The sequence below is a fragment of the Aestuariivirga sp. genome, assembly GCF_046294715.1.
In the GTDB taxonomy this organism is placed as follows: Bacteria; Pseudomonadota; Alphaproteobacteria; order Rhizobiales; family Aestuariivirgaceae; genus Aestuariivirga.
On record NZ_JBKBKI010000021.1, the window covers coordinates 4,864 to 20,013 of the forward strand.

At 67.4% G+C, this 15,150-nt stretch carries 19 protein-coding genes and 1 tRNA gene; 10 read left to right on the plus strand and 10 right to left on the minus strand.

Features of this window, described 5'->3' with window-relative positions; all coding sequences use genetic code 11:
* The coding region (locus ACK4HL_RS13905; RefSeq protein WP_409761318.1) for a sodium/proton-translocating pyrophosphatase at nt 1-578 on the plus strand (578 nt) is incomplete at its 5' end.
* Between the two features lie 58 nt (nt 579-636).
* On the opposite strand, the gene ACK4HL_RS13910 is transcribed toward ACK4HL_RS13905, so the two are convergent.
* The 4 genes from ACK4HL_RS13910 to ACK4HL_RS13925 all read right to left on the minus strand — a co-directional run bounded on the left by ACK4HL_RS13910 (nt 637) and on the right by ACK4HL_RS13925 (nt 3,913).
* Nucleotides 637-972 carry a c-type cytochrome gene (locus ACK4HL_RS13910; protein ID WP_409761320.1) on the minus strand — a complete coding sequence of 112 codons (336 nt, stop codon included), beginning with the start codon at nt 970-972 and terminating at the stop codon, nt 637-639.
* Nucleotides 973-983: 11 nt separating this feature from the next.
* The gene (locus ACK4HL_RS13915; protein WP_409761322.1) at nt 984-2,219 is read right to left on the minus strand and encodes a hypothetical protein; all 1,236 of its coding nucleotides are present in this window, start codon (nt 2,217-2,219) and stop codon (nt 984-986) included.
* 74 nt (nt 2,220-2,293) lie between these two features.
* Nucleotides 2,294-3,424, minus strand: a complete 1,131-nt coding sequence (locus ACK4HL_RS13920) for an amidohydrolase/deacetylase family metallohydrolase (RefSeq protein ID WP_409761324.1) — start codon at nt 3,422-3,424, stop codon at nt 2,294-2,296.
* An 18-nt stretch (nt 3,425-3,442) separates the two neighbouring features.
* Nucleotides 3,443-3,913: an outer membrane protein assembly factor BamE gene (locus ACK4HL_RS13925; RefSeq protein WP_409761326.1), complete on the minus strand. Its 471-nt coding sequence runs from the start codon at nt 3,911-3,913 to the stop codon at nt 3,443-3,445.
* 141 nt (nt 3,914-4,054) lie between these two features.
* Here ACK4HL_RS13925 and ACK4HL_RS13930 point away from each other — a divergent pair, with 141 nt between their 5' ends.
* The 7 genes from ACK4HL_RS13930 to ACK4HL_RS13960 all read left to right on the plus strand — a co-directional run bounded on the left by ACK4HL_RS13930 (nt 4,055) and on the right by ACK4HL_RS13960 (nt 8,300).
* Nucleotides 4,055-4,513: a ubiquinol-cytochrome C chaperone family protein gene (locus ACK4HL_RS13930; protein ID WP_409761328.1), complete on the plus strand. Its 459-nt coding sequence runs from the start codon at nt 4,055-4,057 to the stop codon at nt 4,511-4,513.
* The gene (locus ACK4HL_RS13935; protein ID WP_409761330.1) at nt 4,510-5,025 is read left to right on the plus strand and encodes a YceD family protein; all 516 of its coding nucleotides are present in this window, start codon (nt 4,510-4,512) and stop codon (nt 5,023-5,025) included. Before ACK4HL_RS13930 ends, ACK4HL_RS13935 begins: the two co-directional genes overlap by 4 nt.
* A 163-nt stretch (nt 5,026-5,188) precedes the next feature.
* Nucleotides 5,189-6,226 carry a phosphate acyltransferase PlsX gene (gene plsX / locus ACK4HL_RS13940; RefSeq protein ID WP_409761436.1) on the plus strand — a complete coding sequence of 346 codons (1,038 nt, stop codon included), beginning with the start codon at nt 5,189-5,191 and terminating at the stop codon, nt 6,224-6,226.
* Between the two features lie 17 nt (nt 6,227-6,243).
* On the plus strand, nt 6,244-7,215 hold the full coding sequence (locus ACK4HL_RS13945) for a beta-ketoacyl-ACP synthase III (RefSeq protein WP_409761438.1): 972 nt from the start codon (nt 6,244-6,246) through the stop codon (nt 7,213-7,215).
* A 92-nt stretch (nt 7,216-7,307) separates the two neighbouring features.
* On the plus strand, nt 7,308-7,622 hold the full coding sequence (locus tag ACK4HL_RS13950) for an integration host factor subunit alpha (RefSeq protein ID WP_409761332.1): 315 nt from the start codon (nt 7,308-7,310) through the stop codon (nt 7,620-7,622).
* A gap of 11 nt (nt 7,623-7,633) precedes the next feature.
* On the plus strand, nt 7,634-8,146 hold the full coding sequence (locus tag ACK4HL_RS13955) for a MerR family transcriptional regulator (RefSeq protein ID WP_409761334.1): 513 nt from the start codon (nt 7,634-7,636) through the stop codon (nt 8,144-8,146).
* A gap of 77 nt (nt 8,147-8,223) precedes the next feature.
* Nucleotides 8,224-8,300: transfer RNA gene (locus ACK4HL_RS13960), tRNA-Pro, on the plus strand.
* A gap of 32 nt (nt 8,301-8,332) precedes the next feature.
* Here ACK4HL_RS13960 and ACK4HL_RS13965 read toward each other — a convergent pair.
* A complete protein-coding gene (locus ACK4HL_RS13965) occupies nt 8,333-8,488 on the minus strand; it encodes a Flp family type IVb pilin (protein ID WP_409761336.1) in 156 nt (51 codons plus the stop codon).
* A gap of 383 nt (nt 8,489-8,871) precedes the next feature.
* Between ACK4HL_RS13965 and ACK4HL_RS13970 the strand changes: the two genes are divergently transcribed.
* Nucleotides 8,872-9,207 carry a hypothetical protein gene (locus ACK4HL_RS13970; RefSeq protein WP_409761338.1) on the plus strand — a complete coding sequence of 112 codons (336 nt, stop codon included), beginning with the start codon at nt 8,872-8,874 and terminating at the stop codon, nt 9,205-9,207.
* Nucleotides 9,208-9,251: 44 nt separating this feature from the next.
* Here ACK4HL_RS13970 and ACK4HL_RS13975 read toward each other — a convergent pair whose 3' ends face one another.
* Complete coding sequence (locus tag ACK4HL_RS13975; protein WP_409761340.1) at nt 9,252-9,959, minus strand: SH3 domain-containing protein; 708 nt, start codon at nt 9,957-9,959, stop codon at nt 9,252-9,254.
* 118 nt (nt 9,960-10,077) lie between these two features.
* On the opposite strand from ACK4HL_RS13975, the gene ACK4HL_RS13980 reads away from it, so the two are divergent.
* The gene (locus ACK4HL_RS13980) at nt 10,078-10,482 is read left to right on the plus strand and encodes a response regulator (protein ID WP_409761342.1); all 405 of its coding nucleotides are present in this window, start codon (nt 10,078-10,080) and stop codon (nt 10,480-10,482) included.
* Here ACK4HL_RS13980 and ACK4HL_RS13985 read toward each other — a convergent pair.
* The 4 genes from ACK4HL_RS13985 to ACK4HL_RS14000 all read right to left on the minus strand — a co-directional run bounded on the left by ACK4HL_RS13985 (nt 10,440) and on the right by ACK4HL_RS14000 (nt 15,119).
* Nucleotides 10,440-11,684, minus strand: a complete 1,245-nt coding sequence (locus tag ACK4HL_RS13985; protein ID WP_409761344.1) for an O-antigen ligase family protein — start codon at nt 11,682-11,684, stop codon at nt 10,440-10,442. The genes ACK4HL_RS13980 and ACK4HL_RS13985 overlap by 43 nt on opposite strands.
* Nucleotides 11,681-13,183, minus strand: coding sequence for an undecaprenyl-phosphate glucose phosphotransferase (locus tag ACK4HL_RS13990; protein ID WP_409761346.1), 1,503 nt, complete (start codon nt 13,181-13,183; stop codon nt 11,681-11,683). Before ACK4HL_RS13990 ends, ACK4HL_RS13985 begins: the two co-directional genes overlap by 4 nt.
* A gap of 84 nt (nt 13,184-13,267) precedes the next feature.
* The gene (locus tag ACK4HL_RS13995; RefSeq protein WP_409761348.1) at nt 13,268-14,344 is read right to left on the minus strand and encodes a glycosyltransferase family 4 protein; all 1,077 of its coding nucleotides are present in this window, start codon (nt 14,342-14,344) and stop codon (nt 13,268-13,270) included.
* Nucleotides 14,345-14,372: 28 nt separating this feature from the next.
* Nucleotides 14,373-15,119, minus strand: a complete 747-nt coding sequence (locus ACK4HL_RS14000; protein WP_409761350.1) for a polysaccharide biosynthesis/export family protein — start codon at nt 15,117-15,119, stop codon at nt 14,373-14,375.
* Nucleotides 15,120-15,150: the final 31 nt, after the last annotated feature.

Here is a 15,150-nt window from a genome sequence, read left to right on the forward strand (position 1 = left end):
GGGTGTTGGTCTTTCTTTTTGGCTGCTTTCTCCCTTATCTTTTTGGGGGCGGGTGGGTGGTGGTGGTTTGCCGCTCCCCCCAGGCCGTGGTGGTCGAGGTGCGCCGCCAGTTCAAGGAGAAGCCCGGCATCATGCAGGGCACGGAGAAGCCCGACTACGGCCGCGCGGTGGACATGCTGACAAAGGCCGCGATCAAGGAAATGATCGTGCCGTCGCTGCTGCCGGTGCTCTCGCCCATCGTGGTGTACATCGTGATCAACCTCATCGCCGGCCAGGCCGCGGCGTTCTCCGCCGTGGGTGCCATGCTGATGGGCGTGATCGTGACCGGCCTCTTCGTCGCCATCTCCATGACGGCGGGCGGCGGCGCCTGGGACAACGCGAAGAAGTCCTTCGAGGACGGCTTCGTGGATTCCAAGGGCGTGAAGCACTTCAAGGGCTCTGACGCGCACAAGGCCTCGGTCACGGGCGACACCGTGGGCGATCCCTACAAGGACACGGCCGGCCCCGCCGTGAACCCGATGATCAAGATCACCAACATCGTGGCGCTCCTGCTGCTGGCGGTCCTCGCCACGCACTGAGACGCTCAGTGATCTGACGATCTCGCCCCGCCCGGCGCACTCCGGGCGGGGCTTCGTTTTACTGCGGCAGGCTCACCGGCGTGTCGAGCGAGAGGATGTAGGCCAGCACGTCCTGCACCTGTTCCGAGGTCAGCGTCCAGGTCATGTCCGGCATCGCGGCGTGGGGCGAGGGCGCGATGATGCGGGCCCAGATGTCCGGCTTGGTGCGGTAGATGGCGATGGACTGGAACGAGGGCGGCATCTTCTTGAAGGCGCCGCCCTTCGTCACGTCGTGGCAGCGCGCGCATTGCGCCTGGGCGATCTCCTGTCCCTTCGCGGCATCGCCCTCCTGGGCGAGTGCCGCGCCCGGAAGGCAGAGAATGAGGGAAAGTGCAATCAGGTAGCGCCGTCGCATGATGTACTCCGTCAGTTGAACCAGAGGGCGTAGTTGAGGAAATTGCCGCTGAACATTTCCATGATGCGGTTCCAGGTCTGGGCGTCGGTCATCGGCCCGTCCTCGAGATAGGGTAGCGCGGCGGACCCTTGCGCCCACAGGATGGGGTCGAAGGGCCGGGGCTCGAGGAAGACGCGCCTGAGATTGATGCCCTTCGCCAGCCGCCAGTGAGGAACCAGCTTCTCGCCCTTCAGCAGCGCCTCGAACTCGGAGAGGAAAACCATCCAGCCGTCGAGCGTCTCCTCAGTCACGGGAACGCCGGTGACGCCCTTCGTCTGCCGCGGCGAGGGGATCCACTCCGCCTCGTCGTCCGTCTCGGCGAGGATGAAGCGCCAGCTCTCGCGGCTGAGGCTCGCCGTCTGCTCGAGATGGGCGAGGGCGGAGGCCATGCGCTTGGGCTCCGTCACCGGCCAGTGCATGAGATGGACGGCGGCGAGAAGATCCGCCGCCGCCGCCATGCCATACTGGTCGGCGGGCGCTCCGGGCTGCCTGTCCAGCACCGCGTTGGGGAGCCCGGCATCGGGGAAAAGCATGTGGGCGCTTGCCTCGAAGCTCAGCTTTCCGTCATGTGCCAGCATGAACTCGATCAGTGCACTGAGAAGATTGGCATAGCCCCTGAGCCACGCCGCATCGCCCCGGTCGAAACTGATGATGAAGCGCTCCGCGGCCTCGGGCGGCAGGTTGCCGCCGCCCAGCGTGGCGTTGAATACCGCGAAAAGGCTTTCCTGCTCGTCGGCCTTGCCATTTCCGTCGAGGTCGAGCCGGGCGAGGCCGACGGCGACGGGAAGCTTCACCTCCGCGTTCCCGAGCCCGGCGAGCGTGGCATCCGCCTTGCCGAGGCCCTCGAGCGCCCGCTTGAACACCGCGCGCATCTTCTCGTAGTCGAGCGGCTCGGCCCTGGGGTTGGGCGGCAGGGGGAAGCGGAAGAAGGGAAGCAGCATCGCGGCGTCGCGCGGCGGCTGGAGGCCGTGGCGGTACATGTCCTGCGCCAGGCCCTCGACCGCGCGGATGAACTGCGTGGCGCCCAGGGCGAAGCGCGCCTGATCGTCTCCCGGAGATTCGGCGAGGCGGGCGGCAAGCTCGCCCTCGAGCAGGCGGAGCTCGCCCGCCCGCAGGCGGTCTCCCATCTGCTGCGGCACCGGCTGCTGGGCCGGGGCGGCGGTGGCCGTCAGTAGGAGAAGCACGGCGGCGGCGAGGGAGCGCAGCATCGGAAACCTCCGTTGGCGGAAGTCCATCATGCGCCATATGGGGCGCGAAATCTTGACCTCGGTCAAGCCCCGCCTCAGGCGGGGTGCCACCACTTGCCGCCGATGACCACGCCCCGCGAAAGGATCCGCTGCCGGCCTGCCAGGTGCTCGCCCACCACGTCGACGTAGTCGAACTGGCCCTCCTCGACGGAGAGCAGCGTGGCGTCCCCCACGCTCCCCGGCTTCAGGCTGCCGAGCTCCGGCCGCTTCAGCGCGAAGGCGGCGTTCTCGGTGGAGGCCCGGATCACCTCGGGGAGGCTCATGCCGAGGCACAGGAATTTCGACATGGTCGTGACCTGGTCGAAGGCGGGGCCGTTGATGCACAGCGCATGAACGTCGGAGGAGATGGTGTCGGGCTCGAAGCCGTTGGCCAGCATGGCGCGCGCCGTCCTGAAGGCGAAGGAGCCCATGCCGTGGCCGATGTCGAAGAGCACGCCACGCTTGCGCGCCGCCAGAACGGCGGGCTTCACCGTGCCCTGCGCGGTCGCGGGCGAATTGGGGAAGGGGCGGAAGGCGTGGGTCAGCACATCCCCCGGGCGGAGCCTCGCGATCACCTCCTCGTAGGAGGGCGGCGGCTCGTCGATGTGGGCCATCAGCGACAGGCCGGTTTCCTCCGCCACCTGAAGCGCGATGTCGAGCGGCGCGACACCCTGGTCGCCCGAGGCATGGCGCCCGACCCGCACCTTGATGCCCACGATCACGTCCCGGTTTGCATCCGCCACTTCGGCCGCCGTCACCGGGTCCATCAGGCGGATGTCCTCGCTCTCGCCCACCATCACGGTGTTCGAGAAGCCGTAGATGCCGGCATGGCTCACATGCAGATAGGCGAGGATGCGCACCGCCGAGCGCTCGATCACGTGCTTGCGGAAGCCCATGAAATTGCCGGGCCCGGCGGAGCCCGTGTCCACCGCCGTGGTGACGCCCGAGGTGCGGCAGAACGCTTCCGCGTCGATGCCGAGCGAGGTGCCGCCCCAATAGACATGGGTGTGGAGGTCGATCAGCCCCGGCGCCACGATCAGCCCCGAAACGTCGCGCACCTCCGCGCCCTGGCCTTCGAGCTTCCCGGCGATGGCCGCGACCTTGCCGTTCTTGAAGCCCACGTCCCTGACGCCGTCGAGCCCCTGCGAGGGATCGATGACGCGCCCGCCCCTGAGAATCAGATCCATGCCGTGAGCTTACGCCAGCTAGATCTTGCCGCCGAGCATCGGCCCCGGCTTCGTGCCCTTGGCGCCGCGCAGCAGGTTGGTGATGAGCGAGTTGTCCTCGCCCACGACGACGCTCTGCCTCGTGTTCACGTCGATGACGCGGCCGTCCTCGAGGCCGTACTGGGCGAAGCTCCGCACCTGGCCTTCCTCGTCGAAGCGGATGGCGATCACCTCACGGTCGGTCTCTTCCCGGAGGAAGGCGCGGCCCGTGGTGACGGAGGTGATGTAGTAATAGCTGTCGCCCTTGTACTGCACCGATGCGGTTGTCGAGGGAGAGCCGAGGATGCCCTCGACCTCCAGCTTTGACATGCCGGTGGTGATCTGGTTGAAGGCGCCGGGCTTGGCGACGTAGCCGCGATGTTCGACGGTGGGGCTGCAGCCGGCGAGAACGATGGCGAGGCCGGCGGCGGCCAACCACGGGGAGGTGAGCAATCTGGTCGTTTTCTGCATCGGCGGCAATCTGTGTCCCATTCTCGGCGTAACCGTTTAAGAAACCGTTCACCCTAATATTCCGTTAGCGGCAATGCGATGATCCTGAAGCGACTTTTCCACCGGTCCCCATCACCCGAACGCAGCTGTTATGAGGCAATTGTGGCTGCCGCGCGGCACCCCGTCTTCTATGCCGACTGGGGCGTTCCGGACACGCTCGACGGGCGTTTCGACATGATCTCCCTTCACACCTTCCTTGTGCTGGACCGGCTGAAGGGTGCGGAGGCGGAGTTCCGCCAGGACCTGGTGGACGAACTCTTCCGCGACATGGACCGTTCGCTGCGGGAGATGGGTGTGGGCGATCTCTCGGTTGGCAAGAAGGTGCGCAAGATGGCGGAGGTCTTCTATGGCCGCGTCGCCGCCTATGACCGGGCGCTGGCCGGGGGGGAGGAGGGCGCGCTTGACGCCGCCATCGCACGCAACATATTTCCCGATGGCGCGCCCGGCGCCGGGCCCCGGCTTCTCGCCGCGCACGTGCTGGCGCAGCGCGCCCATCTCGCGGCCCAGGAGGCCGCCGCCATCGCCCGGGGCAGCATCGGTTTCAAGGAGCCCACGCCATGAAGCAGCATACGCCCGTTCCGGAATTCTCCCGGCCCCTCCAGGTCGACCGGGTGCCCAAGGCCGGCTCCGTCGAGAAGCTCAGCGCCGAACCGCAGGAATTGAAGGCCCTGGCGAAGCGCATGAAGATCCCCGCGCTCCATTCCCTCTCCGCAGAAATCCGGGCAACGCCCTGGCGCGGCGGCGGATTGAAGCTAGAGGGACACTTGACGGCGGAGGTGGAGCAGATCTCGGTCATCAGCCTCGAGGCTTTCCGCGAGACGGTCTCGGTTCCGGTCTCGCGCTATTTCCTTCCCGCCGGTGCGGTGGCCGAGAACGAGGAGGAGGACGACGCCGACCCGATCGAGAATGGCTGGGTGGACCTCGGCGAGGTCGCGGCGGAGACGCTGGCCCTCGACCTCGATCCTTATCCGAGGAAGCCCGGGGAGACTTTCGCCGAGCACATCGAGGACGATGGCCGGGAGGCCGAACGCCAGTCTCCCTTCGCCGTGCTCAGCCGCCGGACCAAGGAATAGCGGGGGGCGAAACCCTCACCTTTTTGCCATGACTTTTTCCGGCCAATCTCCTATGGCTTCCGGTGACGTTTCGACGGGCTCCCCGGGGCCGGCCGGGGCGGGTGGGGCGATTAGCGGCAAGAGCTTGAATACGAAGAAACATTTGACCATCGTTCTGGATGCGATGGGAGGCGACTTGGGCCCCGAGATGGTGATTCCGGGAGCAGCTCTCGCCTCCACGCGCCACCCTGAGGTGCGATTCCTGCTGGTGGGCGACCGCAGCCGCATCGCGCCCTTGCTCGAGCGCCACGCCAGGCTCAGGGACCGCGCCGAGATCCTCCACACCGAGGTGTTCGTCACCATGGACGCGAAGCCGAGCCAGGCGCTGCGCCAGGGCCGCGGCAAGAGCAGCATGTGGCTGGCGATCGACGCCGTGCGGACGGGCGAGGCGGATGCCGCCGTTTCCGCCGGCAACACCGGCGCCCTGATGGCCATGGCCCGCTTCATCCTGAAGACGCTGCCCGGCATTTCCCGGCCCGCCATCGCCGCGGTCTGGCCGACGCTCCGCAGCGAGAGCGTGGTGCTCGACGTCGGCGCCACGATCGGCGCCGACGCCTCCCAGCTCGTCGAGTTCGCCGTGATGGGCGAGGCGATGGCGCGCTGCCTCTTCGGCCTCGAGAAGCCGAGCGTCGGCCTGCTCAACGTCGGCGTCGAGGAGATCAAGGGCGCGGAGCAGGTGAAGGAGGCGGGGCGCATCCTGCGCGATTCGAAGCTGCCGATCGAATATGCGGGCTTCGTCGAGGGCGACGACATCGGCAAGGGCACGGTGGACGTGGTCGTCACCGAGGGCTTCACCGGCAACATCGCGCTCAAGGCCGCGGAGGGCACGGCCAAGCAGCTCTCGACCTATCTGCGGCTCTGCCTCTCGCGCACCTGGGTGTCGAAGCTGGGCGCGCTGCTGGCCTCCGGCGCCTTCGCCGCCCTGAAGGACCGGATGGATCCCCGCAAGCACAATGGCGGCCTGTTCCTCGGCCTGAACGGCGTCGTGGTGAAGAGCCACGGCGGCACCGACGCCCTGGGCTTCGCCACCGCCATCGACGTTGCCGTCGAGATGGCGCGGAACGATCTCGTCAGCAAGATCAAGGCCGACGTCGAGATCATGACGGCGCTCCTCAGACAGCCGGGCAACGCGCCGGACAAGCAACCGGAACCCAGCCTATGACCGAACCGAGCAAGGGCATCGTGAGATCCGTCATCAAGGGATGCGGGTCGGCCCTCCCGCACCGGGTGATGACCAACGCCGACATGAGCAAGGTCGTCGACACCAGCGACGAGTGGATCGTCGAGCGGACCGGCATCAAGGCCCGGCACATCGCGGGCGAAGGCGAGACGACGCGCACGCTCGGCACCGAGGCCGCCCGGCGGGCACTCGATCACGCGGGGATCGCAGCTTCCGAGGTGGATCTCCTCATCGTCGCCACCGCCACGCCGGACCAGACCTTCCCGGCGACGGCGACGCTGATCCAGGCCGATCTCGGCATCACGAAAGGCGCCGCCTTCGACGTTCAGGCCGTCTGCTCCGGCTTCGTCTATGGCCTCGGCTTGGCCGACGCCATGATCAAGGCAGGCCAGTCCCGCTGTGCCCTGGTGATCGGCTCCGAGACCTTCTCGCGCATCCTCGACTGGACCGACCGCACCACCTGCGTTCTCTTCGGCGACGGGGCAGGGGCCGTGGTGCTGAGGGGCGAGACCGTTCCTGATTCGCCCGACAGCCCCGGCATCCTCGTCTCCAGGCTGCGCTCCGACGGTCGCTATCACGACAAGCTCTATGTCGACGGCGGGCCCTCGACGACGAAGACCGTGGGCCACCTGCGCATGGAAGGCCGCGAGGTGTTCAAGCACGCCGTGGTCAACATCGCCTCGGTGATGGAGGAGGCGATGGCCGAGGCGGGGGTGAAGGCCGGCGCGGTCGACTGGTTCGTGCCCCACCAGGCCAACCGCCGCATTCTCGAGGGCACGGCGCGCAAGCTCGGCATCCCGGAGGAGCGGATCGTGATGACGCTCGACCGCCACGGCAACACCTCGGCGGCCTCCATACCGCTCGCCTTTGACGTCGCGGTGAAGGACGGCCGGATCAGGAAGGGCGATCTCGTGCTGTTCGAGGCGATGGGTGGCGGCTTCACCTGGGGCGCGGTCCTCGCGCGCTATTGAAAATTCTGCCCTAAGCCCTTGAGTTCCCCAAGATTTCGGTTGACCGCCCGGCGGATGCCCCGTAGTTTCTTGACGATTGCAGGGGGCTCAGAATGGCTGGCAAGACCCTTACCCGCGCCGATCTCAGCGAGGCAGTCCACCGCCAGATCGGACTGTCGCGCAGCGAATCGGCTGATCTCGTGAAGAGCATGCTCGACATGATGGCCGACCACCTCGTCCACGGCGAGACGGTCAAGCTCTCGTCCTTCGGCACCTTCATGGTCCGCAGCAAGAATGGCCGGATCGGCCGCAATCCCAAGACCGGCGAAGAGGTGCCGATCACCCCCCGCCGCGTGCTCGTCTTCCGGCCCAGCCAGGTGATGAAGAACGTGATCAACGGCCTGGAACGCGGCACCGAGGAAGACTGAGGAATTTGCCGATGGCCGAGAAATCCCCCGACGCCTTCCGCACCATCAGCGAGGCAGCCGAGGAACTCGACGTTCCCCAGCACGTGCTGCGATTCTGGGAAACGCGCTTTACCCAAATAAAGCCGATGAAGCGGGCGGGAGGGAGGCGCTACTATCGCCCGGCCGACGTCGAGCTGCTGAAGGGCATCAGGGGCCTCCTCTACAAGGAAGGCTACACGATCCGGGGCGTGCAGAAGATCCTCAAGGAGGATGGCGCAGGCTATGTTGCGGCCGTCGGGCGTGGCGAGATCGAGCCAAGGAAGCGCGAGGGCGAAATGGCCTCGGCGCCGCCGCCGGGCCTCGCCCGCGCCGCACCGCGACTCGGCCGCGGGAGGCCAGCCGACCAGCCCGCTCCCGTGGCGCCGCCCACGGCCGATGTGCGGGTGGTGAACCGCCTTTCGGACAGCCAGGCAGACATGCTGCGCGCCGCGCTGCGCGACCTCGGGGACGCCCGCAAGATCCTGGATCCGACGCTGCCGCGCTGAGCTTTGGAGCGTTGCCCGAATCGCGGTGGAAAGGGCTTTCGCTTCCCGGAGAAGAGTGCTACAGGCTGCCCCCGTGTCGGAGCGTAGCGCAGCCCGGTAGCGCACTATTCTGGGGGGATAGGGGTCGCTGGTTCGAATCCAGTCGCTCCGACCATTTCCTTCCCCCTGCAGCCCGCGGCCCGGGCTCTAAAAGGTGCTGATCGCCGAAAATTTCTGCTGAATGGAACTCGCGAGCTGCGGCAGGGTGGCGGCGATGGCAATGAACATTGCGCCAGCGATCAGGCTGTATTCGATTGCAGTGGCGCCGCTGTCCTCGCGGGCAAATCGAACCAGAGCTTTCACGCCGCATACTCCCGAGGCATCCTTCCTCCGAGGATTACCGGCGTCCAATGTAGAATTGCCAAACACGACGGTTCGAATTGGACTGGTACGGGTAACACCCGGTTAATCTTGCCGGATGTAGCCATGGCGGCCATAGGGGCGGCGCAGTGTTCCAAGCTGTTGAAAACGTTTGTGAATAAGGTGTTCGAACCGCCCGGCCGGGGGCGACATTGTCGTTGCCGTCACGGAAAGATGAGCGAGATTAACGACTTGCGCTTACCAGAAGATGCAGATTTTGCGGTTATGGTGCACGAATTCAGGTGATTTCGGAGAACTACTTAGGTAAAATTTCTCCAAATGCGAGTGGAGAGGGGCTCATGCCCGGAGAAGTCGAACCACGCTTGATGAACGTGCTTCAGGGCTCCATGGGGCTTGCCGATGCTCTCCGGGACGTCGGCGCCACGGGAGACTTGATCGTCCGTCTCGGTCGGCAGGATGGCCTGCTGCTTCTGGAAATCGTCACCGGCCTGCGCGATCCCAGCGCCGAAGTCTGGTCGCAGCGCGGCCGGGCGTTGAAGCCAGGCGTCCACAGCCTGAAGGTGGCCGGAATCACCTTCGAGTGGCCGGCCGAAGCTGAGGCAGGAATCCCTGCCGGAGACGAGGCAGCGAACGACAACAGCCCAAGGCCCTTGCGCGTGGGAATGCGCGGAAGCGACGGGGAAACCCCCGCCCTGCGGTGAAGGAACACCGCCGGGCCGTGCCCGGCGGTGTCTAGCGTCATGAGTTAGTTGTTGTCGCCATCGTTGTCGCCGGGACCCGTGTTGTTGTCGTTCTCGCGGTCCGGGCCGCCACCGGCGCAGTTCGGGTCGGGGTTCGGCCCGTCGCAGCGTCCGGCCACCGAGCCACGGCGGATCTCGTCGTCATCGCCGTCGCGGTCGCGGTCGCCCATGCGGACGCGGTTGCGGTCCCGATCGCCATCGCGGTCGCCGTCACGCTCCCAGTCGCGGTCGCCATCGCGGTCCCGGTCGCCGTCGCGATCCCAGTCGCGGTCACGGTCGCGGTCACGGTCCCAGTCGCGATCGCGGTCGCGGTCACCCAGGCGCACGTGCCAGTGATCCCAGTCGTCGAACCAGGGCCGGTTGCGATAGTAGCGGTCCCAGTAGCCGAAGCCGAACGACACGACCGGGAGATCGACATAGCCGCGGTAGTCGTAAAAGCCCACACGGCGGTTGCGGTAGATGCCCTCGAGATAATCGCTGAACACCCAGCCGCGGTTGCGCCGCCAGCTCACGTCGCACCAGTCCCAGTTGGCAAGGCAGCCATGGATGAACACTTCCCGGTCCTCGGGGATGGTGGTCACCACGGGATAGCGCGAGCCCGGGCCCGCGCGCATGTTGACGTCACTGGTTGTGAAAGCTTCCTGGGCTGACGCCCAGGTGGAAGATGCCATCATCGCGGTGGCAGCGAGGGCCAGAACGCGCAGTGTCTTCATCGCTATTTACTCCTCTGTCTTGCCGCACCCCCCGAAATTCCCGGATCAGGCAAGCTGTTCCTCATCCTCGTCATTTTCTGCGGCCAGAAGAGGCATTCGCCGCCGTCAGAGGAAAACCGTGCCGACACCGATCCTGAAACTGCCGACCCACATCCTCGGGCGCTCCGTGCTGCTGGTCGAAGACGAACTTCTCGTGGCGCTGGACATCCAGCAGGTGCTTATGGCGGCTGGGCTTCATGTGCTGGGCCCCGCGGCAACGGTGGCCGGCGCACTGGCGCTGCTCGAGCGCGCCAGACCCGATGCCGCGATACTGGACCTCAACCTGCGCGGCGAACTGGTGACGCCGGTGGCGCGCCGGCTGCGCGAGATCAACGTGCCCTTCGTGCTCGCAACCGCCTACAATCACCTGCGCAGCGAAGGGGGAGAGACGTTCTCGGGCGTCGCCAACCTCGGCAAGCCGCTGGTGTCCGAACGCTGCGTTCAGATGCTCGCCGAGATTCTGCCCGAACGTCCGGCGGCGTAAGCCGCGGGGGCGGCGGCAAGACCCCACACCAGCCCGAGGATCCAGTAGAAATGGCGCCAGTGATCGGTGTCGATCTGGAGGCCCTGCAGGGCCGTGGCGGCGAACACCGCGAAGAGCGCGATGGCCTGCGGCCGCCACGGAACGGAGCGCAGCACGCTCCTGAAGCCCACGGCGAGCGTCGCCGCGATGAGCGCCGCGTAGGAGATGCCGCCGAGCCAGCCATAAGCGGAGAAGGCATTGAGATAGACGTTGTGCAGGTCGAGGCCGAAGATGGCGCCGTACTGCAGCGGGCCGAAGCCCAGCGGCCTCTCGAGCAGCAGGGGAATTGCGTTGAGCTGGTTTCCGAAGCGGCCGAACTCGCCGTCGTCATAGGTCTGGAGCAGCGTCGCGCGGTCGGCGAACATCTGCCCCACGCCGTCAATGCTGATCAGGGCCGTGAGCCCCGCCGCGAGCAGCGCGAAGCCCGAGAGCGCCAGCATCAGGATGCGCATGCGCATCGCCGGCGAGGTGGCGAGCAGGAAGGTGAGCGACGCCATGAGTGAAGCCGAGACGGCGAAGTTCATCCACGCTCCGCGCGAGAATGCGAGGAAGAGGCAGGCGAGCAGCAGGCCGAGCCCAGCGAGCCGCAGCAGCAGAAAGCGCCGCGCGCCCGCGATCACGTCCTGCATCAGCAGGATTGCCGGCAGCACGAGGTAGCTTGCGAGCACGTTGGGATCCTTGAAGGTGCCCTGCGCACGCCACGTCTGCGGAACCCAGGCGGAGAAACCCTCGAGCCCTGCATAGGCCCCGATCGCGATGGCGGCGCCCAGCACCGCGCCGACGATGTAGCCGTTCTTCAGCACCGCGAAACGGCGCTCGGTGTCCTGCTGCAGATAGAGGCAGAAGAACACCGCCGTAACGGCGACATAGCAGGAGACGAGCACGAACAGCCCCGTCTCCGGCTCGTGCCTCACCGGCAGGTAGCTCAGGAAGCCGCCGAAATTGTAGAGAGCGAGGAGAAGGATGAGCGGGGCGGCAAGAGCGGTGACGGCGAGCCCCCGCGCCACGAAGGCAAGGGCGGCGACGCTGAAGATGAGATCGACCGGCGCCGGCTCGCGCGTGACGAAGAAGGAGGACGCCATCATCAGCCAGACTGCGGCGAGCTGCAATCCATCGAGGCTGATGCGGCGCGGGGAGGGTGCGGCGATCCCGGCGGCGCTCAATAGGAATTCTCCGTCTTGAGGAGCGAGACCGGCGTGCGCAGCAGGATGTAGAGATCGAAGGCGATCGACCAGTTCTCGATGTAGTGAAGATCGTGCTCGACGCGGCGCTGCAGTTTCTCGACCGTGTCGGTCTCGCCGCGCCAGCCGTTGACCTGGGCCCAGCCGGTGATGCCCGGCTTCACCTTGTGGCGCGCGAAATAGCCGTCGATCACCTCGGTGTAGAGCCGGTCCGCGGCCCTGGCGCCGGTCGGGTGGGGCCGGGGGCCCACGAGCGAGAGCTCGCCGCGCAACACGTTGAAGAGCTGCGGCAGCTCGTCGAGCGAGGTCTTGCGGATGAAGCGGCCGACCCGCGTCACGCGCGGATCGCCCCGCGTCACCAGCTTCGTGGCATCGGCGTCCTGCATCTCGTGATACATGGAGCGGAACTTGTAGACGCCGATCAGCTCGTTGTTGAAGCCGAAGCGCTTCTGGCGGAACAGGATCGGCCCCTTGCTGTCGAGCCGCACGGCGAGCGCCACCAGCAGCATGACGGGTGACAGCAGGATCAGCGCCACCAGCGCGATGACCTTGTCCTCCGCCGACTTGAGGATGGCGCCCCATTCGCCGAGCGGCTTGTCGAACACGTCGAGGAAGGGCACGTTGCCGATCCAGGAGTAGCTGCGCGGGCAATAGTGGATCTTCTGCGCATAGGCGCTGAGGCGGATGTCCACCGGCAGCACGGAGAGGCGCTTCAGGATCTGGAGCAGGCGCTCCTCGGCATGGAGCGGCAGCGCCACCAGCACGACGTCGATCCGCGCGCGGCGCACGAAATCGACCAGGGCCGCCACGTCTCCGAGCTTCGGCGTCAGGCCGAGCTGCGAGGGCGAGCGCTCGTCGCCGCGGTCGTCGAAGACGCCGACGAGCCGGATGTCGCTGTGTGCCGCCGCGGCGAGTGCCGAAGCGAGTTCTGCGGCCGGCCCGCCGCCGCCCAGGATCACGGCGTTGCGCGACAGCCGCCCGTCGCGGTTCCAGCGCCGCGTGAGCGCCGCCATGCCGACGCGGAGCACCACGTTGAGGAGGAGTCCCGAGGCGAACCATCCCGCCAGCCACAGGCGCGAATAGGTCTCGCCCGTCTTGCTCATCAGCGCCATGACGGCGATCGCCGCGAAGGCGCCGGTCCAGCTCAGCGCGAGGCGCGGCAGGCTGCGGAGCGGGTTCATCAGCGACTGCATGGAATAGAGCCGCATGGCCTGGGCAAGAGCCGGAACCGCCAGCGCGGCGCCGGTTGCAACGATCGCATAGTGGAAGAAGGCCTCCCCGAGGCCCGGATAGATCCAGGCCGTGATCGCCGCCGTCGCCAGCACCAGCAGGCCTTCGGCGGCGCGGCTCCCGGCTGCGGCGATCCGTGGCGAGATCGAAGGAGCCGCGCTGGCGCGGCGGATCGCCTCCTGGCAGAGGCGGTGGCGGTGGGCCGTTTCGGATGGGGCGGGGGCCAGGGGCCGGTCAACGAGAGAGTGCATCGTCTTCCCAAATGTTCTGGATTGGCACGATCAGGTTCGATGCCGGAAACGGTAGCAATATGCACGCCAGGCGCGTACCGGGCTTCAGGCGAGCCGGCGGTAGAGGGCGAGAACCTGCTCCACCATCCGGGCGGCGGAGAATTCCAGGCGCAGGCGCTGGCGGGCGGCCTCGGCCGCCTCGCGCTGGCGATCCGCCGCCGCAAGGCTCGCGGCGAGCCGCAGAGCCAGCGCTTCCGCATCGCCCGGCGGCACCAGTGCCGGAGGGTCGAGCACTTCGGGAATGCCGCCGACGGCGCTGGCGACGATCGGCACCCCCGCTGCGGCGGCTTCGAGGACCACATAGGGAAAGCTCTCGGCGCGCGATGGCATGACGAGCAGGCGGCCGCGGGTGAAGGCCTCCTGCGCCGGAAGACGGCCGGGAAATGAAACGGCGTCGGCAAGCCCCAGCGCCTCCGCCATGTTGCGGAAGCGCGGGAGGTCGGGCCCGTCGCCGACGAGACAGGCAGTAATCCGGCCAGCCTGGCGGAGCCGGGCGAGGGCGCCGAGCAGCACGTCCACGCCCTTGAGATCGCGCATGTCGCCGATGAACAGGATGTCGGCCGCATCGGCGGCGGGTTTCGCGGGGGCGAAATCCTCCGGCCACAATCCGTTGTGGATCACCGCCTGCGGCCGCCGGACTAGCCCCACCTTGGCGGCGAAGGCATCGCGCTCGAAGCGGCACACGAAGTGAAGCCCGGCACCGGCCCGCGCCAGCGCCGCCTCCGCGGCGAGAAAGGCAGCGCCCGCCGGCGAGGACCAGCGGTAATGCAGGCTGCCGCCGTGCGGGGCGTAGAGCGATGGAACGCCGAGCCGCCGTGCCGCGAGCCTGCCGTAGAGCCCGCCCTTGGCGCCGTGGCAGTGTATGACGTGCGGCCGGAGCGCCGCGCAATGGGTGATCGTCTGGGCGAGGGCGGAGACATCGCCCAAGCCGGGCAGACGCGGAATGGCGATGCGGCGGATCCCCAGCACGCAATGCGCCGCCGCCCCTTCGAGCAGCGCTTCGGCCATGCTGCCCCCGGTCGAGCCGTCGCAGACGAGGCCCACTTCATGTCCGAGGGCGGACTCGCCCCGTGCGAGGTCCCGCACATGCCGGAACAGCCCCCCGACGGGGGTGCGAAACACGTGGAGGATTCGCATGCGGGAGCCTGGCTCAGAACCAGCGTTCGCGGACGTAGACGATGTCGCCCGGATAGAGCTGCGTGGTGACGGGCACCTGGTGGGTGCTCGTGCCGTAGGCGAGCTTGCGGGTGAGCAGCACGGCGCCACGGTCGCCCCGGGGCGAATAGCCGCCGGCGATGGCGATGGCGTTCTGCACCGTCATTCCCGGCTGGTAGGAGAAGCTGCCGGCGCTGTTGACTTCGCCCAGGATGTAGAAGGGGCGCGTGGCCGCCACCTGGACGGATACCTGCGGGTCGACCAGGTAGCCGGCGCGGAGCTTCTGCGCGATGAGGCCCTCGATCTTGGGGGTGGTGAGCCCGGCGACCGCCAGGCTCTGCACATAGGGCATCGAGATGAGGCCCGATCCGTCGACGATGTATTCGCCCGTCAGATCGGCTTCGCCCGCCACGCGGATGGCGAGGCGGTCTCCCGCCCCGACGCGGTAGCCGCCCGCATATTCATAAGCGGCCGCCTTGCCGCGGGAGCCATAGGGTTCGAGGGCGCCGTGCCGGTTCCTGACGGGAAGCCGGGTGACGCTCGCGGCGGCGAGCGTGCCCTCTTCCACCTGTCCGGCGAGCGTGATGCCGGTGCCGCCGGGAGGGGCCGAGACATCTTCCCAGCCCGATGCGCAGCCCGCGAGCAGGAGCGAGGAAATGAGCAGGGAGGCGAAGGGCAGGCGCAATGGGATTTCCTTTCTGCAGCCCGGCTCGACGCGCGCCAGGCGGGCAGAATGTGCCATTTCATGGTTAGCGCTTGCTTAAAACGGTGAA

Bases quoted from the DNA above. Each gene is read 5' to 3' on its own strand.
- ACK4HL_RS13910 (WP_409761320.1), bottom strand. From the start codon at position 972: ATGCGACGGCGCTACCTGATTGCACTTTCCCTCATTCTCTGCCTTCCG.
- ACK4HL_RS13915 (WP_409761322.1), bottom strand. From the start codon at position 2,219: ATGCTGCGCTCCCTCGCCGCCGCCGTGCTTCTCCTACTGACGGCCACC.
- ACK4HL_RS13920 (WP_409761324.1), bottom strand. From the start codon at position 3,424: ATGGATCTGATTCTCAGGGGCGGGCGCGTCATCGATCCCTCGCAGGGG.
- ACK4HL_RS13925 (WP_409761326.1), bottom strand. From the start codon at position 3,913: ATGCAGAAAACGACCAGATTGCTCACCTCCCCGTGGTTGGCCGCCGCC.
- ACK4HL_RS13935 (WP_409761330.1), top strand. From the start codon at position 4,510: ATGAAGCAGCATACGCCCGTTCCGGAATTCTCCCGGCCCCTCCAGGTC.
- plsX (WP_409761436.1), top strand. From the start codon at position 5,189: ATGGGAGGCGACTTGGGCCCCGAGATGGTGATTCCGGGAGCAGCTCTC.
- ACK4HL_RS13950 (WP_409761332.1), top strand. From the start codon at position 7,308: ATGGCTGGCAAGACCCTTACCCGCGCCGATCTCAGCGAGGCAGTCCAC.
- ACK4HL_RS13955 (WP_409761334.1), top strand. From the start codon at position 7,634: ATGGCCGAGAAATCCCCCGACGCCTTCCGCACCATCAGCGAGGCAGCC.
- ACK4HL_RS13970 (WP_409761338.1), top strand. From the start codon at position 8,872: ATGAACGTGCTTCAGGGCTCCATGGGGCTTGCCGATGCTCTCCGGGAC.
- ACK4HL_RS13975 (WP_409761340.1), bottom strand. From the start codon at position 9,959: ATGAAGACACTGCGCGTTCTGGCCCTCGCTGCCACCGCGATGATGGCA.
- ACK4HL_RS13990 (WP_409761346.1), bottom strand. From the start codon at position 13,183: ATGCACTCTCTCGTTGACCGGCCCCTGGCCCCCGCCCCATCCGAAACG.
- ACK4HL_RS14000 (WP_409761350.1), bottom strand. From the start codon at position 15,119: ATGGCACATTCTGCCCGCCTGGCGCGCGTCGAGCCGGGCTGCAGAAAG.